The organism is Bartonella koehlerae C-29 (assembly GCF_000706625.1).
Taxonomy (GTDB): Bacteria; Pseudomonadota; Alphaproteobacteria; order Rhizobiales; family Rhizobiaceae; genus Bartonella; species Bartonella koehlerae.
The window spans coordinates 419239-437286 of the sequence record NZ_KL407334.1; the positions used below are offsets into that span (position 1 = coordinate 419239).

Below are 18048 nucleotides of genomic sequence, written 5' to 3' on the forward strand. Positions count from 1 at the left end.
TTTTCCTGTGAGGTTCTAAAATGAAATTTACATTGTCTTGGTTGAAAGATCACTTGGAGACAGATGCGTCTTTGAATGAAATTTGTGACAAACTAACGGCTATAGGGCTTGAGGTTGATCATGTTGATGATCGTTCTTCTTTAAAAGGTTTTGTGATTGCAAAAGTTTTAACGACAATAAAACATCCTGACGCAGATAAATTACAAATTTTATCGGTAGATACAGGAACTGGTACGCCTATACAGGTTATCTGCGGAGCACCAAATGCACGTGCTGGGCTTGTTGGTGTTCTTGCTGTACCAGGCACTTATGTGCCAGGACTTGATGTAACGCTATCGGTGGGAAAAATCCGCGGTGTTGAAAGTTTTGGGATGATGTGTTCACAAGCGGAGCTTGAATTGTCGAATGAGCATGATGGAATTATTGAGCTTCCAGAAGATGTACCCATTGGAGCTTCCTTTGCGGCTTATGCAGGTTTAGATGATCCGGTGATTGATATCGGTTTAACGCCTAATCGTTCTGATTGCACAGGGGTTCGCGGTATTGCCCGTGATCTTGCTGCAGCTGGAATTGGTCAGTTAAAAGAATTACCCTTGCCACAATTAAATGCTACTTTTGAAACATCGTTTGATGTTTCTTTAGATTTTTCGCAAAGCGCGTTGTTATGTTTGGGTTTTGCTTGGCGTGAAGTTCGCAATATTCAAAATAATGCATCGCCGCAATGGATGCAGCAGCGTTTGAGTGCCATTGGTTTGAGACCAATTAATGCTCTGGTTGATATAACCAATTACATCAGTTTTGATCTTGGGCGTCCGCTTCATGTTTTTGATGCCGATAAGATTAAAGGCAATTTGCATATACGTTGTGGCCGAGAAGGTGAACAGTTTCAGGCGCTGAACGGAAAAATCTATAATTTAGATGTTAAAGATTGTGTTATTGCAGATGAAGAGGGCGTTATTTCGATTGCCGGTATTATGGGTGGTGAAAGAACAAGCTGTGATGAGACAACACGTCGCGTTATTATTGAGTCGGCGCTCTGGAATGCACAAAGCATTGCGCAGACAGGGCGTACATTAGGACTTATCAGTGATGCTCGTTATCGGTTTGAACGGGGTGTGGATCCGGCTTTTATGGAAACAGGGCTTGAGATTGCAACAGAGTTTGCCTTAAGTCTTTGTGGTGGTGAAGGTTCAAAGACAAAAATTGTGGGTTATCAACAGCCAGAAATCAGACAGATCGCTTTCCCGCTTTCTGAAATTAAACGTTTAACACATATGGAAATAGAACGTGAACAAACCATAACTATTTTGACACAACTTGGATTTGATAGTGAAGATCAAGGAAATGTGGTGGTGGTTAAAGTACCAACATGGCGTCCTGATATTATCGGTAAAGCGGATTTGGTTGAAGAGGTAATAAGAATTTATGGGCTGGATAAAATTAAGCCGATACCATTAGAAAGTTTTATAGAGATCAAAGATCTAGTTTTAACAGTTTCGCAACTTCGTTCGCGTGTTACACGTTTGGCTTTAGTGGATCGTGGTATGAAAGAGGCTGTGACTTGGTCTTTTATTTCTGAAAAACAAGCATTGGCTTTTGGAGGCGGTCAAGAACAGCTTAAATTAGTAAATCCTATTTCTGCTGAAATGTCTGTCATGCGTCCCTCTCTTTTGCCTGGTTTGTTAGTGGCTGCACAGCGCAATGCTGATCGTGGTTTTCCAGATCTTGCTTTATTTGAAATTTCCAACATCTATGAAGACGATACCCCTGATAAGCAACACCGTGTTGCCGGTGGTCTTCGTCGTGGAACAGAGCGATTTGGAGGAGCAGGGCGCTTTTGGGATGGGGATGAAAGAGCTGTTGATGTTTTTGATGCCAAAGCAGATGCATTGGCTGTTTTAGAAGCGTGCGGTATAGAGAGTAGCAAGGTGCAAATTGAAGTGGGAGCACCTGGTTGGTATCATCCTGGTCGTTCAGGGGTTATAAAGCTTGGATCAAAGATTATTCTTGGTTTTTTTGGTGTTTTTCATCCTGTTACATTGGAGAGATTAGATATCAGTGGTCCTTTATGTGGTTTTGAAATTTTTCTCGATCGAATTCCAGAGCCAAAGAAAAAAGCAACAAATAGCCGTTCTCCTTTGAAACTATCGTCGCTTCAAATGGTGCAGCGTGATTTTGCATTTGTCGTTGATAAAACGGTTGCCTCTTCTCTTATTGTTCGTGCTGCGAGTGGAGCGGATAAAAAGCTTATTCAGTCAGTAAAGATTTTTGATGTTTTTGAAGATTTAAGTCTTGGTGAAAATAAAAAATCTGTTGCTATTGAAGTTACTCTTCAACCCATTGAACGGACTTTCACTGATGAAGATATAGAAGAGTTTGCTTTGAAACTGGTGGAAAATGTTACCAGGATGACAGGTGCCAGTTTGCGCTGTTGAATCTTTTTCTCTTCTTTAAAGATTATTTATCAAATGAGAGCACTCAGAAGAGTATTTTCTTATTTTCAGGTATTCAAGAGCTTTAGAGTTTTTTGAAAGGACCTTCATATTAAAGAGATTTCCTTTAAATATTAGCTTTTTTCAATGCGAAAAAGAATATTTTAAGTCACTTAAAAAACTGTTCTTTTGTAAAGATCTCTCATTGCAAAGGTGAAAAATAACTGTTATTGCTAAACGATAATGCAAATCATTAGCAATAAATAGAGGGCATATGAAGGAAAGAGAGGGCCAATGAATATAAAAACGTTTTTTACTATAATATGGGCGAGTGCTATTTTTTTTATGTCCAATTTTGCTTTGTGTGCTGGAAAATTTAAAGCTGTTACGACTTTCACGATCATTGCTGATATGGCGCGCAATGTAGCAGGTGATGTGGCTGATGTTGAGTCAATCACAAAGCCAGGTGCTGAAATTCACGAATATCAACCAACTCCTCGTGATCTTATGCGCGCGCAAGGAGCAAATCTTATTTTGTGGAATGGATTAGAGTTGGAACTTTGGTTTGAAAAATTTTTTCAAAATATCAAAGATGTCCCAAGTGTAGTTGTTTCAAAAGGCATTGTACCGATTAAAATTGGTGAGGGCCCTTTTAGTGGAAAACCCAATCCTCATGCATGGATGTCTCCGATTTCAGCGTTGATTTACGTTGATAATATTCGTGATGCTTTTGTAAAATATGATCCTGCACATGCTACTATTTATAAAGAAAATGCTGAAATTTATAAACAAAAGATTCGCTCAACAATTGATCCGATTAGAGCGGAATTAGAAGTGGTGCCGCAAGATAAACGTTGGCTTGTGACCAGTGAAGGCGCATTTAGCTATTTAGCACGTGATTTTGATCTGAAAGAACTTTATTTGTGGCCCATTAATGCTGATCAGCAAGGAACACCACAGCAAGTTAAACATGTTATTGATATGGTTCGCAAATACAATATCCACGCAGTTTTTTCTGAAAGCACTATTTCCCCAGCTCCTGCTAAACAGGTTGCGAGAGAAACAGGGGCTAAATATGGCGGTGTTCTTTATGTTGATTCGCTGAGTGAGAAAAATGGTGAGGTCCCGACCTATATTGATTTATTACGTGTCACAAGTGGACGTATTAGCACTGCCTTATTAGATGGAGTAAAAGGCCAATGATGAGATCTGGAATATTTGCCCAAGGGGTAACGGTAACGTATCGTAATGGACATACTGCTTTACGAGAAGTCAATTTTGAAAGTCCAATGGGTTCTATTACAGCATTGGTGGGCGTTAATGGGTCAGGTAAATCAACGTTATTTAAAGCGATTATGGGGTTTGTACGACCATCAAAAGGAAAAATTCGTATGTTTGGTTTGCCGGTTGATACGGCTTTGAAAAAAAATCTTATTGCTTATGTTCCCCAGAGTGAGGATGTTGATTGGAATTTTCCTGTCCTTGTTGAAGATGTCGTTTTGATGGGACGGTACGGTCATATGAATTTCTTTCGTTATGCACGGGTACACGATTATGAAGCTGTGCGTGTTGCACTAGAACGCGTCGATATGCTGGCATTTGCTAAGCGTCAAATTGGTGAACTTTCTGGTGGGCAGAAGAAGCGTGTTTTTCTAGCACGCGCTCTTGCACAGCAGGCAAAAGCTATTTTGTTAGATGAGCCATTTACAGGGGTTGATGTCACAACAGAAGATAAAATTATTACTTTATTGCAGGACCTTCGTAAAGAAGGGGCTGTGATATTGGTTTCTACCCATAATTTGGGTTCTGTTCGTGAGTTTTGTGATCATACGGTTTTAATAAAGGGAACGGTTTTGGCTTCTGGCTTAACTGAAACTATCTTTACGAAGGAAAATCTTGAAAAAACTTTTAGTGGCGCTTTGCATCACCATATTTTTGATCTTCAAGGCAAAAAAAAAGGTGATGTTTTCATGGGGGAGCAGTCTGCAGTTCTTGAGAGTATTGAAAGAGTGGAGCATGTCGCATGATGTCTTGGTTACTTGAGCCGTTGAGCTATCAATATATGGTTAATGCGATGTGGGTTTCTGGGTTAGTTGGTTGTGTTTGTGCCTTTCTTTCTGCTTTTTTAATGTTAAAAGGTTGGTCGTTGATTGGTGATGCGCTTTCCCATTCAATTGTTCCTGGTGTAGCAGGAGCGTATCTTTTAGGGTTACCTTTTTCGCTTGGAGCTTTTTTTTCTGGTGGACTTGCTGCGGCAGCAATGCTCTTTTTTAATCATCGAACAAAGCTGAAAGAAGATACCATTATTGGTCTCATTTTTTCTTCTTTTTTTGCTTTTGGGTTGTTTCTCAAATCGTTAAAGCCAATGGCTGTTAATATTGATACCATTGTTTTGGGAAATATTTTAGCAGTCAGTTCATCAGATATTATACAATTGGCTTTTATTGGTTTTTTTTCTTTGCTTATATTGCTTTTGAAATGGAAAGATCTTCTTGTTTCTTTATTTGATGAAACGCACGCTCGTGCTATTGGGTTAAACGTAAAGTTTCTAAAGATTCTCTTTTTCACATTGCTTGCTGCATGTACTGTTGCTGCTATGCAAACAGTTGGAGCTTTCTTGGTCATTTGTCTTGTCGTAACGCCAGGGGCAACAGCTTATCTTTTAAGTGACCGTTTTGTGAGTATTTTGGTTATTGCAGTTGTTATTGGGACATTCACAAGCGTATTAGGTGTTTATGTAAGTTATTTTTTGAATGCGCAAACCGGTGGTGTTGTTGTGCTTTTTCAAGCATTTCTGTTTATTTTAGCTTTTATTTTTGCTCCTAAACATGGGTTTATCGCTGCACGTTTACGTATAAATGCGGCAAAAAAAGGTTTGATGTTATCATGATTGATCAATTACTCCTTCCTTTTCAGTTTTCTTTTATGCTTAAGGGTATGCTTATCGTCATAATCCTTTCTGTTCCAATGGCGGTGCTTTCTTGTTTTCTTATTTTGAAAGGGTGGGCGCTTTTAGGTGATGCAATTTCCCATGCAGTTTTTCCTGGTGTTGTTGTTGGTTATATGACAACGCCGTGGGTGATAGCATTTTTGACTTCTTTGCCATTTGCTTGGTTTCAGCATATGCGCTCAGAGAATATTACAATGACTTTGATTACTTGCGGTGCTTTTGTCGCGGGTATGGTTTGTGCACTCGCAACAGGTTTTTTAGGAAGCAATAGCCGTATCAAACAAGATACGGTGATGGGTGTTGTTTTTTCATCAATGTTTGGTTTAGGGCTTGTTCTGGCCACTGCTATTTATAGTAGCTTAGATTTGAACCATATCCTATTTGGTAATCTCTTGGGGGTTAACTGGCTTGATATTACGCAGACGGCGATCATTTCTACTATTGTCACCTTTATTCTAGGAGCAAAATGGCGCGATTTTATGCTGTATATTTTTGATTCAGTTCAAGGTCGTGCAATGGGGTTGAGAATATCGGTGCTTCATTATACTCTTTTAACGATGATTTCTCTCACGATTGTTGCAGCGTTGAAAGCTGTTGGAATTGTTCTTGTTATTTCTTTATTGATAGCGCCAGGAGCAATTGCTTATCTTATCACGAAGCGATTTTCTTTTATGTTAGTGATCGCTATACTTGTTGCAGGTTTTTCTGGTTTTTTAGGAATTTATCTAAGTTTATTTATCGGTTCTGATTCTGCTGCTACGATTGTGTTGATTTTGACACTGATTTTTATCGCTATTTTCATGTGGATTTTCTTCAGTCGAGTCACGGTTCAAGAAATTTAAGTATGTCAAAGTTTATGCATATCAGCCATGCATTTTTATGTATTGTCTTTCATACTGGTTTTAAATAGAGAAAGGTCCGCTAGGTTATTTTCCTCCTATTATCTAGCAGATGAATGCAGTATGTATTCTCCCCCCCCCCGAAAAAGCTGCATTCGTGATTAAGAGGCTGCATTGGTTTATTTTGCAGCCTTTTTTTTATTTTAAGATTTAATTTTTTTGATTGCTTGAAAATTTTAACAATGATCATCATATAGTGCAAGCTGTACTGTTTTTTACAAAAATTGATCACAAGAAATGCTCTTAAAGATAGAAGTGTTATGATGGAATGGTTGTGGGTTAAAGTATGTGAAAAACAACAGAATATATACGAACTTTTATAGAGGAAAATAATGCTAGAGGGATGAAAAAAGATTTTAAGATGTCTGACCCTTTGCGTATTTGTATTTCTATAGTAGGTTGGGTAATGATTATATTGGGTGTTATAGGTATAGCGTTACCTGTTATGCCAACAGTGCCTTTTTTATTAATCGCTTCGTGGTGTTTTGCGCGTTCATCACCACGTTTTTATCATTGGCTAAATAATCACCGTGTTTTGGGTCCACCTATTAAACGATGGGAAGAAAAGAAGGCTATCTCAACGTTTATTAAAGTTTTTGCAGTGGTGAGTATGGCTGGTGGCTTTTTATCATTTTTGGTGATGATGCATCCTGCTTTGTGGTTTGCTTTATTGGTTGCTACTATTTTGCTGTTAATTGCCATTTATATTATGACACGTCCTTCTTCATAGAAATAGAAATAAAAGGCTTGATTTTTATTAGCTAAATATTTTTTTACTTTTTTGTTCGTTAGAGTTATTGAGAAAGAGTTTTATCCGCCAAATTTCAAGAAAACACTTACAGTTAGGATTCATATGAGCCAAATTTGGTAAGGTCTTTTCTAAATTTCACCGTGAACAGGACTGAATGTTTGTAGATATAGCCAAAAATTAAATATACCTGCAGCATTTTTATTTTTTTCAATAATAATTAGAACATTTGTTTTATTTGGAAGAGAAATTCATTGAGTATATATTTTAGATCATAAACATAGCAGTATTCGTAAAAGGAGAAAAAGTTTGCTAGTGAAAGAGCTTTACAATCAAGTCTTTTAATCCATTTAACCGTAAAATTGTTTGTATATTTACAAGAATTTGAAATATTTTTTCACAACAAAATTTAAGAGAATTCAAAAAATGAATATAAAAAGTTGGTAGAAAAGATATTCTCTGTAAAGATGAACTGCTACGTTATTATCTCTTGTTTAAAAGAGTTCTTTAAGTTGTAATGCAGTTATGATCATCCTTTTCAAGTAAGCGACTGATTGATTAAAAACAGTTCATTATTTTACAATTTGTGTGAGAGCCTCTTAAATACAGTAAGGCTTTTTCATTCCAAATTCTTTGATGATGAATCAGAAAACTGTTCATTTGCATTTCACAGGCGGGATAGTCGGTTTAGAAAAGGAATAAATATGCTTTTCATAAATCATTTCAATGTAAAAGCAGCGCAACATTGGGAGTTGACATTAATAATAGTGCCGGTTTGTTAGCGTGTAGAAATGAAGATGGTGATGTTCCATGGCTTGCATTATACCATTGATGGATAATTTTGGAAGACAGGATTGGGAGAGAATGGTTACAGAAAATTTGCAGATGAGCAGCACATTGCATAATGGTACGCTTATCTTAAAAATACACATAAAGAAAATATAAAAACATTGTTACGTTTTTATAGGTCTAACAACACGGTTTCCATTACCAAAAAAGTTAAGATAACGTTGTATTTCTCGTGGATTACCAATGGTTTTTTCAGGATTATCTGAAAGTTTTACAGCTGGCCGACCGTTGGCATGGGTAACTTTACAAACAAGGGAAAGAGCATCAAAATTTGCAATTTCTTGGGGAGAGCAGCCTGCAAAATCATTAGTAAGATCTGTTCCCCATCCAAAACTCATGCGCACTTTACCATGAAAGTGATGATAGGTCTTTTCAATTGTATCTATATCCAGTGCATCGGAGAAAATCAATAATTTTTCTCGTGGGTCTTTTCCTTTTTCTTTCCACCATTGAATAATACGTTTGCCACCCTCAAGAGGGAGAGCACTGTCAGGTCTGAAACCTGTCCAATCAGCCACCCAATCTGGTGCATTGCGTAAAAATGCCTCTGTACCAAAGGTATCTGGCAAAACAATAAGAAGATTTCCGCCATAATAACGATTCCAATCCTGCAAGACTTTATAAGGTGCTTTGCGCAACTCATTATCATTATTTGTGAGAGCGGCGATGACCATAGGCAATTCATGTGCATTTGTACCAAGGGCTTCTAAATCTGTATCCATGGCGAGAAGGACATTGGATGTTCCGGTAAAAGAATCGCCAATTCCTTCTTTTAATGCTTCAACGCACCAACGTTGCCATAAAAAAGAATGACGACGTCTTGTACCAAAGTCAGATATTTTAATATTAGATAGTTTTTTGAGTCTTTCGACTTTACTCCACATTTTTGCTTTAGCACGCGCGTAAAGTACATCAAGAGTGAAACAATCTAGGTTTTTCATAGCAGCACGTGAACGTAATTCACTGATAATAGCAAGAGCAGGGATCTCCCACATGGAGCTATGAGTCCACGGACCATGGAAATGAAGGATATATTGGCCATCTTTACGTGTGAGTTCATATTCTGGAAGTTGAAAATTCTCAAGCCATTGAAGAAAATCTGGTTCGAAAATTTGTTTACGTCCATAAAATGTATTACCAGCAAGCCAAATCATTTCTTTTTTTGTAAAGCGTAAACTAAGAGCATGATCAAGTTGTGCACGCAATTCCATTTCATCAATATCATCAGCAAGACGTATTGTTTTGCTGCGGTTGATGAGAGAGAAAGTAACGTTTACATTGGGATAAAGCCCCCAAATCATTTGTACCATAAGAAGCTTATAAAAATCGGTATCGAGCAGTGAACGAATAATGGGGTCAAGTTTCCAGGTATGATTGTAAACACGCCTCGCAATGTCTGGATGATTCATAACCCTTTTTCTTTCAGTTTTGTAGAATCTAAAATATTATTCACCAACACCATACAATATAGGGACTGCAAAGACTATAACAACTTTAAGGTTTTGAGCAAGAGTAAAAAAGCCTGTTATCTTTTATGTTTTTAAGATTTCAGAGTGCATATAATTTTATGTTTACCTGTTTTTTTTAATTTTATCCCTCTATAGATATCTGAATATTTTCTCCCATCAATATGAAGCATGTTTGAGCACCCCCATTTAACTATAATGGTATAAATAGCGTTATGAAATTTCATTTTTGCTTCATATTCGGGCCATGAGGAAGACAAATGTGGATGTAAAAATAATTGATCAGCTTGACGATTAATCCCCAGAATAGCGTGTATTGCGGCGCGGTAGAACCAGCCAGCGGAGCCTGTATACCACGTCCAACCGCCTTGTCCACGGCGTGGTTCAATAGTGTAGATGTCTGCAGCCATAACATAAGGTTCAACACGATAAATTTCAGGATTTTTCCCATGGGTAATGGGATTGATCATAGAAAATAAAGCATAAGCTTTATCATTTTCACCCATTTCAGCAAGTGCTAAAATACTCCAAATAGCACCATGCGTATATTGCCCTCCATTTTCTCGAATACCTGGAGGATACCCTTTTATATAACCAGGTTCGAGAGTAGTTTTATCAAAAGGTGGCCAGAAAAGACGTAGAAGACTGCTTTTTTTATCATACAGATGTTCAAGCATTGATGCCATTGCTTGTTTTTGGCGTTCAGGCGAAGCCATTTGAGAAATAACAGCCCAAGATTGAGCAATAGTATCAATTTTGCATTCATCATTTATTTTAGAGCCAAGAGGAGTTCCATCATCAAAATAACCACGCCGATACCAAGCACCATCCCAACCATTTTTTTCTAAGGATTTTTTCAAACGCTTAAGATGTGCATTCCATGTTTTAAGACGGATGTTATCACGATATTTTTTAGCAAGAGGGATAAATGCCTTTAGTGTGGTGCCAAGAAACCATCCTAACCAAGTGCTTTCACCTTTTCTTTCAATGCCTACCAAATTCATGCCGTCATTCCAATCACCTCCTAAAATAAGGGGGAGTCCATGTTTTCCACAGCGCTTGATAGCAAGATCTAAAGCCAAAGCACAATGTTCATAAATTGTTGCGACTTTTGAGGATTGTATGGGCCTAAAATAAGCATCGTATTGTTCTACAGAGAGAGCAGCTCCTTCAATAAAAGCAATTGGAGTATCAAGGAATTCGTAGTCGCCGGTAGTGTTGACATAAAGAGCTGTTGCATATGCAAGCCATACAATGTCATCAGAAATATGTGTACGAACACCAGCATTGGTATCAGGCAACCACCAGTGCTGTACATCTCCTTCAGGAAATTGATGGGATGCGGCATTTAACAAATGTTCACGCGTCAGGTGTGGTTGCAATAATAATAAGGATAGACTGTCTTGTAACTGATCACGGAAGCCAAATGCACCACTGGCTTGATAAAAAGCTGTACGTGCCATCATACGGCATGCGTAGATTTGATAAGGGAGCCAATGATTGACCATAATATCAAAAGAAGGATCAGGTGTTTTTACTTGGAAAGGAGAAACGAAATCACTCCATTGTTGTTTTTGTTTTGTGAGCAGCGTTTCAAAATCATTTGTACGGACTTGATCTAGTAATTTTTCAGCTTCTTGCCTATTTTCAGCACAGCCAAGATAGAAGATTATTTCTTTTGTTTGTCCTGGTAACAGATCAATATCATAGGCGAGTGCTGAACAAGGATCACATCCTGCTTCAATCCTATTGGAAAGTGCAGCAGCTTTACGGACTGCATGTGGATGTATAACTGTTCCTGTTAAACCGATAAATTCGTTACGATCAGTGGTGGTACTGGTGGGCATTTCGGATGCTGATAAAAATGCTACTTGTTGAGATTTTTCAAGGTGATAAGGATTTTGAATAAAATGTGCACCACGTTTGGAATCATAAGAGGGAAGAAGAAAAGGTGCATATTTTGTACGGATATTGCCTAAGACCCATTCAACATAATTATAAAGACGTAATTTTCGTGATTTTCCCCCTTCATTTTTGAGGATGAGACGTGAAAGGCGAACAGGTTTTTTTTGATCGAGTGTATGGGTAAGTTTTAAGGTAATTTCTGAGTGTTTGGATTTAAAGGTTGAGAATCCAAAACCATGGCAAGACTCATAGACAACACTTTCGTCGCATTCTACAGCAGAAATTGGTGAAAAACTTTTTAAAGACAGGCGGTCAACGATATAAAGTGCTTCTCCTGGGCGGTTAGAAACCGGATCATTCGTCCAAGGGGTTAATTGATAATCGCGGCTGTTATTAGCCCAAGTAAAGAGCGCACCTTCAGCGGAGACATGGAAGCCAAAGCTTTTGTTTGAAATGACATTAATCCATGGATGTGGTGTGGTGGTCTGTCCATGAAGACGTATCACATAATTGTTATGGTGGTTAAAACCGCCATAGCCATTCCAATACTGTAAATCTTCTCCATTAATGGGAAGAGTGGATGGTTTTTTTTGACCGATAAAACCGATGGAAGCAAAGAGACTTTGTTCGTTTGGTGTTGGTATTTGTCTTCTTTTGTTGTTTAATTTATCATGAGATCCCTGATGATTATTCCGTGTTACGAGATCAAAATCATGCTCATTGAGTCGTTTGAGCTGTTCAGATAAAGATCCATTTTGAGCATGAAGGATAATGCGGGCTGAAGCAAGAAGTGTCTTAAAACTTTGTTCACTTATTTGATCACGTTGAAGTGTGAAAATATATTGATGTTCATTAATTTCGTGAATGTGATGCCGGTAAGATTCGCACACCCATTCAATAGCGCGTTGTGTATCTTGTATATAGGAAAAGGACTGCTCGTTGAGAATGACCAGATCAACGAGAAGTCCACGCGTACGCCAATATTCGTGTGCTTTAAGCAGTTCTTGTAGAACAGTTATGTCTCCTATATTGTTTAATCTGAGAAGACAGATAGGCGTGTCTCCTGAAATGGACATGGGCCAAAGATCAGATTGTTTACCAAGATTTTTTGCTAAGTTTTTTGGAGGAAGACGCCATGTCCGGTCGGGATAGATAAGGGGGGTTGCATATTTTTGATAGGTAATCGCTTCTCTAAGCTGGATACCGCTCTGATACAGTGAGACTTGTGAGCGTGTCCATGCCATTGAAAGTTCCTGTTGGAACATATTGGGTTGTCGATAATGTTTGATATGATTATGCAGTGTTTCTTTTGTAGTGGCAGCAAAAGTCCAAAAAATAAGTTCTACTTTTTCATGTGCCGGAATTTTTATACGGCATCGAAGTGAGATTATTGGATCAAGAACGCAACCTTGACTGTTGCTAAAGCGAGCATTGCGATCAAATGCAGCGGGTTGATGAAGAGATCGTCCTCGACCAATAAACAGAGAGCGATCCGTTTCAGCTTCTGTTTCTTGGATGCTATCCATTGTATCGGTAACAAAATGAGCAACGTGAATTTCGGGATCATTAAGTGAACGTTTGCGCCTTTTAGCAAAGATAATTTTTCCTTGTTCAGTAATTTCTGTTTCTATGAACATACGTGAAAAAGCAGGATGAGCTTGGTCAGCATCTGTTGTTGCAAGTGCCAGTTCACCATAAGAGGTCACTTCAATAAGACAATCTTTGTTTGTTGTATTGATAAGTTGAATACGTCTGCCTTCACCGCATCCTTCAGAAGTAACAATACATTCAAGTATTGATTTAATGCCATCAACCATTTTCCTATATTCAGCTTTTTCATCTGTAAAAATGCTGACTGCTTCTTCTTCAACAACACGTGTTGGTTCACCAGTAACAGACCACCAACGTCCATTATCTGTATTACGGAGGAAGAATAAAGTGCCTTGTTGATCTTCTGTAGGATCAGGAATAAAGCGCGTAATTGCATAATTATGCCAACGGCTATAACCGGAACCATTGGCGGTTAACATTATGGAGTAAAAACCATGAGATAGAAGCAACGTTGCACGTGGTTTGAGCAGTGGATTAGTGATCATGCGGAAAGGAGCATCATCAAATTCTCGAAAGTTATTACGCACGGGATTAATAACTTTGGTTTTGGTATGAATAATGGGAATTTGGTGCGGCGCTCTTTCCTGTAATAACAATTGTATTGCTTCAATGACTGGGTCATGGTGAAAACGATCGCGCATTCGTCCTTGGAAAATTACATTGTCAATAGCAAGAATGGACATACCATGATGATGTGCATAATAATTACGTACAACGGCGTATTTTTCTCCTGCTTTTATGCGTGAAGGAGTGAAGTCGACAGAGTCATAATAACCATATTTTCCTAAAGCTCCAAGGTCACGCAGTCGTTTTAAATTGGTTATGGCTTGGGCAGGTATGTACTGCGCTGCTAAAAGGCTAGCATAGGGGGCAATAACAGCATTGCGTGAGAGTCCACGTTGGAGTCCGAGGTGTGGAACACCAAAACTGGCGTATTGGTAATTCATTAAGTGATCGCGGGCGTTAAATGCAGCTTCTGAAATACCCCATGGTAATTTTCGTTTATGAGCGTATTGTATTTGGTGATAAATAATCAATCGATTGGTTTGATCAAGGAGAGATCCTAAAGGTTCATGCATAACGAGAGATGGCATGAGATATTCGAACATGGAGCCAGACCATGATAAGAGGGCTCCTTTCCAACCAATTGGGGTAAGGAGTCGACCAAGATGAAACCAATGTTTACATTTTATGTCTCCTTTTGCGATGGCAAAAAAGCTTGCGAGGCGCACTTCTGAAGCGAGAAGATCATAACAATTTTCATCGAGTTTGTTTTCTTGAACACTATATCCAATGGAAAAGAGATGCCGATCAGGATGCTCTAAGAAGTCAAATTCCATATCAAAGGCTATTTTTCGAGCATTTACAGCTAAAGTGTTTAATTTTTTACAGAGTTGTTCGGAGTCATAGTCATTACTGGTATTGTGATGATGCACTTCACAGGTTTCTACAAGGCATTTGGCCCAGAAGAGTGTTTGAGCGGATTCTGTTGTTTGAATTTTTTGATGAAGTTCATCTATTAACTGCACAATATTACGGGCGATAAGTGAAAGGTTCGTAATAGGAGAAGTGGTGTTTAGTTTTTCTAAGGAAGTACTAACACAGTGATTAAAATTGGTGATGCGCTCTTCGATTTGGTGACGCAAGGGATTTAAAATGGGGTTATTATCAGGAATTTCTTTGAAAGTTTCGGCAAGAATAGCATGAACATCACACAAGCCTATAAGATCACTTTGAAAAAAAACATTGGGTTTTACAGCCCATTCACTTAAGGCTGAGGCAAGTGTCACCAAATGACCAGCGAGATTTCCTGAATCAACAGTTGATACATAAATAGGTAAGAGAGGTTTAAGTGTATCCGTTGCATACCAATTATAAAGATGTCCACGGAATTTTTCCATTTTTGCAAGGGTGTTTAATGTACATTCAATGCGAGTAATAGTTTCTTTAAAACCAATCCAGCCAAAATCATGCGCAGCAATAATAGAAAGAAGATAAACTCCAATATTTGTTGGAGATGTACGTTGTGCAACAAGGGGTTCTGGATCTTCTTGGAAATTGTCAGGGGGCAAATAATTGCTTTGTGCATTGACAAAGGTTGCATAATAAAGCCATGTCCGTCGTGCAATGGATCGTAGTGTTTTTTTATCTTCAGAAGAGATATTAAGAGTATCTTGAAACGTTGAAGGTTGACTGACAAGCCATGCAATCAAGGGCGAAAAAAACCATGCCAGCCCAAAGGGAAAAGCAATAAAGCTTGCAAAAGTCTTAGAAAAGAGAGGCAATGCTAGGGCAAGAATACCAATAAACGCTGCTGGACACATTGTAAGGACATAGAAGCCAAAACTATTGGGGATTGATTTTGTTGCGGCGGAAGTTTTCCATTCAAGCAAGTGTTTTTTTGAAATCGTCATGCGATAGAGCGTGCGGATAATTGCATCAGTCATAAAATAAGCTGAATGGGCAAGAAATGTCGTTTTAAGAAATATATTTGCACCTGTAAGGGTAGTTTTGTTCATAATTGATTGGAGTTGCCCACGCAAAGAATAATTAATATGGGAGGGAACAAGCGTTTGTAATACACCTAAAATTGGTGAAATAAAGAGGCTAAACAGCAAGAATATTTGCCAAATGATTGCACTCTTTAAAGGTAAAAAAGACCATCCTGCAATTGCTGCGATCAACCACATAAGTGGTGTGAGAGAACGGCGCAGATTATCTTGCATTTTCCAACGTGTAATGGTGCTAATTTGACGGCGGGAAAAGAGGTAAGGTAGGAGTTGCCAATCACCGCGAATCCAACGATGATGACGGGTAATATCAATATTATAGGCTATTGGATAATCCTCAATTACTTCTACATCACTTACTAAAGCAGTACGGGCATATCCTCCTTCCAACAGATCATGACTGAGAACGGTATTTTCTTTAATTTTTCCATTGAGTGCTTTTTCAAAGGCATCAATGTTATAAAGGCCTTTTCCGACAAAAGTTCCTTCTCCCAAAAGATCTTGATAGGTATCAGAAACAGCAAAGACATAAGGATCAATGCCACGATTGGTAGAAAATACCCGTTGCAGAATTGATGTTTCTTTTCCTGTTGTAAGAGACGGTGTAATACGGGGTTGCAAAATGCTATAGCCTTTTACAATCTTCCCATTTTGTGGGTCGAAAATCGGTTGATTAAGTGGATGGTGAAGTTTTCCAACAAGTTTTGTGACACTTTCAGGGGTAAGGCGTGTATCTGAATCCAGGGTCATCACAAAACGACAATCCATGGGAAGATGTGGACTTGGAGGATAAAAGCTAGTGTTTTGATTACCTCTTAATAACAGATTGAGTTCATGAAGTTTGCCACGCTTACGTTCCCATCCCATCCAGCATTTTTCGCTAGGGTTATAAAGGCGTCGGCGGTGCAAAAGGAAAAAAACGGAAGGATTATCACGGTGATAACGACGATTGAGTTCGTTGATACTTTTTTGTGCATAATGCAACAAGTCAAGATCGTCTTGCGTTTGTTCATAGGGAGCATCTATCCAGTCTGTGAGGAGAGCGAAATGAATGGCACCTTTGGGGTTAGAAAGATAATGGACTTCAAGATTGTGCACTTGCTCGTCAATATAATCGCGTGATGTAATGAGAGTGGGCACGACAACTATTGTACGTGCATGTCCTGGAATACCTTCTTTATATTCATAACCAATGAGCTGCTTTGAAGGGATAAACCACGAAACGACAGTGTTAAAAAAGGAAAAAACAGCATCCATAGCAGGAAAAAGTGCAAATGTGGTAAAGAAAAGAGACATCCATGGAGCTATGCCGGACGTTCGTAAGAGAGCGTAGATTGCAAACAAAAGAGCAAGCGTTAAAAGAGAGACAGGAATTGCAATGATTCTTATCTTTGCACAAAAGAAATATTTTTGCCATTTGATACGCAGAGGTGGAGTATAGCCACAAACTTTTTCAAAGGCATAACGCCCATCATCGATTAGATACCATCCAACAGAGGAATTATTATGATGAGAAGTATCTTGAGAGGAGGTATGCACCATTTTTACAGCTTTGCGTGCAATTTCTGACTCACTAAGAGGTGAAAAGCGTGAAATTTTTTCGATGGCTTGTCGATAGATATTACGTGAGTGAGAATCAATCTCGGAAAAATCACTATTTTTACGCAAAATGGAGTCTACAATACTGACAGATTCAAACCATGCTGTCCAATCAACATCATCAATGGTTTTAAGGGCACGGATAATATTGCCCATAGTGACACCATCTGCTGTTTGGTGGGCATGTTCATTGGCAGTTACAATTTCTAGGCTACTGCCTCGGCTATGTAATTGTTTTTCAAGCCAAGTTAATGCTGTTGTTGCATCGACAGATGTACTCCGTAGCCGATAGAATAAATGAGCTGAAAAAGTTGAATCAGCAGTGAGTGTTTCATAGAAAGTCAAAAGAGCGTGTAATTTTGGTTCATTTTCTGTAAGAGAAATTTTATCAGCAACTTGATGAGCAAGATGGCGTATATGCCGCGCTTGTTCAATACGCGATGAAAGACGACGAACATTTTCAATTAAAAGCATTTGTATGACAGAAGGAAGAGTCCATAATTCACCAATTTTGAGAGCACAAAATTTTTGAAACCCATTGATGATAGCTGTCAGTGTTTCTTGTGAAAATCCACTATCTGTATGCGCAATATAAAGCCAAACTAAAGCAAAGATACGGGGAATTTCTGTCTTTTGTTTATAAAGAGGAAGTTGTTTTATGAGGGATTTAGGTAAGTTGCGTCGTAATTGTTGTATGGTTTTATCAATGGTATAATGATTATCGATAAGCCATTGAGCAGATGGTGCAAGAGTTTCATCATTTCGGGCAGCAATATCGCTGCTATGAAAGGCATGGAGAATAAGTTTGGCATTTTCATTCAAGCGTTTGTGAAAATGCTTACTTTCTTCATATTCAGGGATGAGAAGTGTTTCGCCAGACGCTATAGCATAGCCTAATGTATAGAGTTCGTCCTGCGATTTGTAAGTTGAGCGAATAGGAGAATTGGTTTCAGTAAGACAGCAGCGTGTCGTTTTTTGAGAAAAAAAGTACTTCATGAAAGAGAGTATAGGCGCCATAATATTTTATTGCGATTTAATTATGCTGTTTTATTCAAGAGGATGTTGGCATTTCTATTCCA

At 38.5% G+C, this 18048-nt stretch carries 8 protein-coding genes; 6 read left to right on the forward strand and 2 right to left on the reverse strand.

Annotation, left to right across the window (positions count from 1 at the left end; genetic code table 11):
- Positions 1–20: 20 nt before the first annotated feature.
- From pheT to O9A_RS01855, 6 genes are all read left to right on the forward strand, one after another.
- Positions 21–2435, forward strand: a complete 2415-nt coding sequence (pheT, locus tag O9A_RS01830; protein ID WP_034458224.1) for a phenylalanine--tRNA ligase subunit beta — start codon at positions 21–23, stop codon at positions 2433–2435.
- A gap of 291 nt (positions 2436–2726) precedes the next feature.
- Positions 2727–3635, forward strand: a complete 909-nt coding sequence (locus O9A_RS01835; RefSeq protein WP_034458226.1) for a metal ABC transporter substrate-binding protein — start codon at positions 2727–2729, stop codon at positions 3633–3635.
- Positions 3632–4459, forward strand: coding sequence for a manganese/iron ABC transporter ATP-binding protein (locus O9A_RS01840; protein ID WP_034458228.1), 828 nt, complete (start codon positions 3632–3634; stop codon positions 4457–4459). The genes O9A_RS01835 and O9A_RS01840 overlap by 4 nt, the downstream gene beginning before the upstream one ends.
- Entirely contained in the window at positions 4456–5322 is an 867-nt protein-coding gene (locus tag O9A_RS01845; protein WP_034458230.1) for a metal ABC transporter permease, read from the forward strand. Before O9A_RS01840 ends, O9A_RS01845 begins: the two co-directional genes overlap by 4 nt.
- Positions 5319–6224 carry a metal ABC transporter permease gene (locus O9A_RS01850; RefSeq protein ID WP_034458232.1) on the forward strand — a complete coding sequence of 302 codons (906 nt, stop codon included), beginning with the start codon at positions 5319–5321 and terminating at the stop codon, positions 6222–6224. Before O9A_RS01845 ends, O9A_RS01850 begins: the two co-directional genes overlap by 4 nt.
- A gap of 400 nt (positions 6225–6624) precedes the next feature.
- The gene (locus tag O9A_RS01855) at positions 6625–7011 is read left to right on the forward strand and encodes a YbaN family protein (protein ID WP_034458234.1); all 387 of its coding nucleotides are present in this window, start codon (positions 6625–6627) and stop codon (positions 7009–7011) included.
- 971 nt (positions 7012–7982) lie between these two features.
- Here O9A_RS01855 and pncB read toward each other — a convergent pair.
- Both pncB and O9A_RS01865 read right to left on the reverse strand, forming a co-directional pair.
- A complete protein-coding gene (gene pncB / locus O9A_RS01860) occupies positions 7983–9287 on the reverse strand; it encodes a nicotinate phosphoribosyltransferase (protein WP_034458236.1) in 1305 nt (434 codons plus the stop codon).
- Between the two features lie 131 nt (positions 9288–9418).
- On the reverse strand, positions 9419–17986 hold the full coding sequence (locus O9A_RS01865) for a glycoside hydrolase family 94 protein (protein WP_034458238.1): 8568 nt from the start codon (positions 17984–17986) through the stop codon (positions 9419–9421).
- Between the last annotated feature and the right edge of the window lie 62 nt (positions 17987–18048).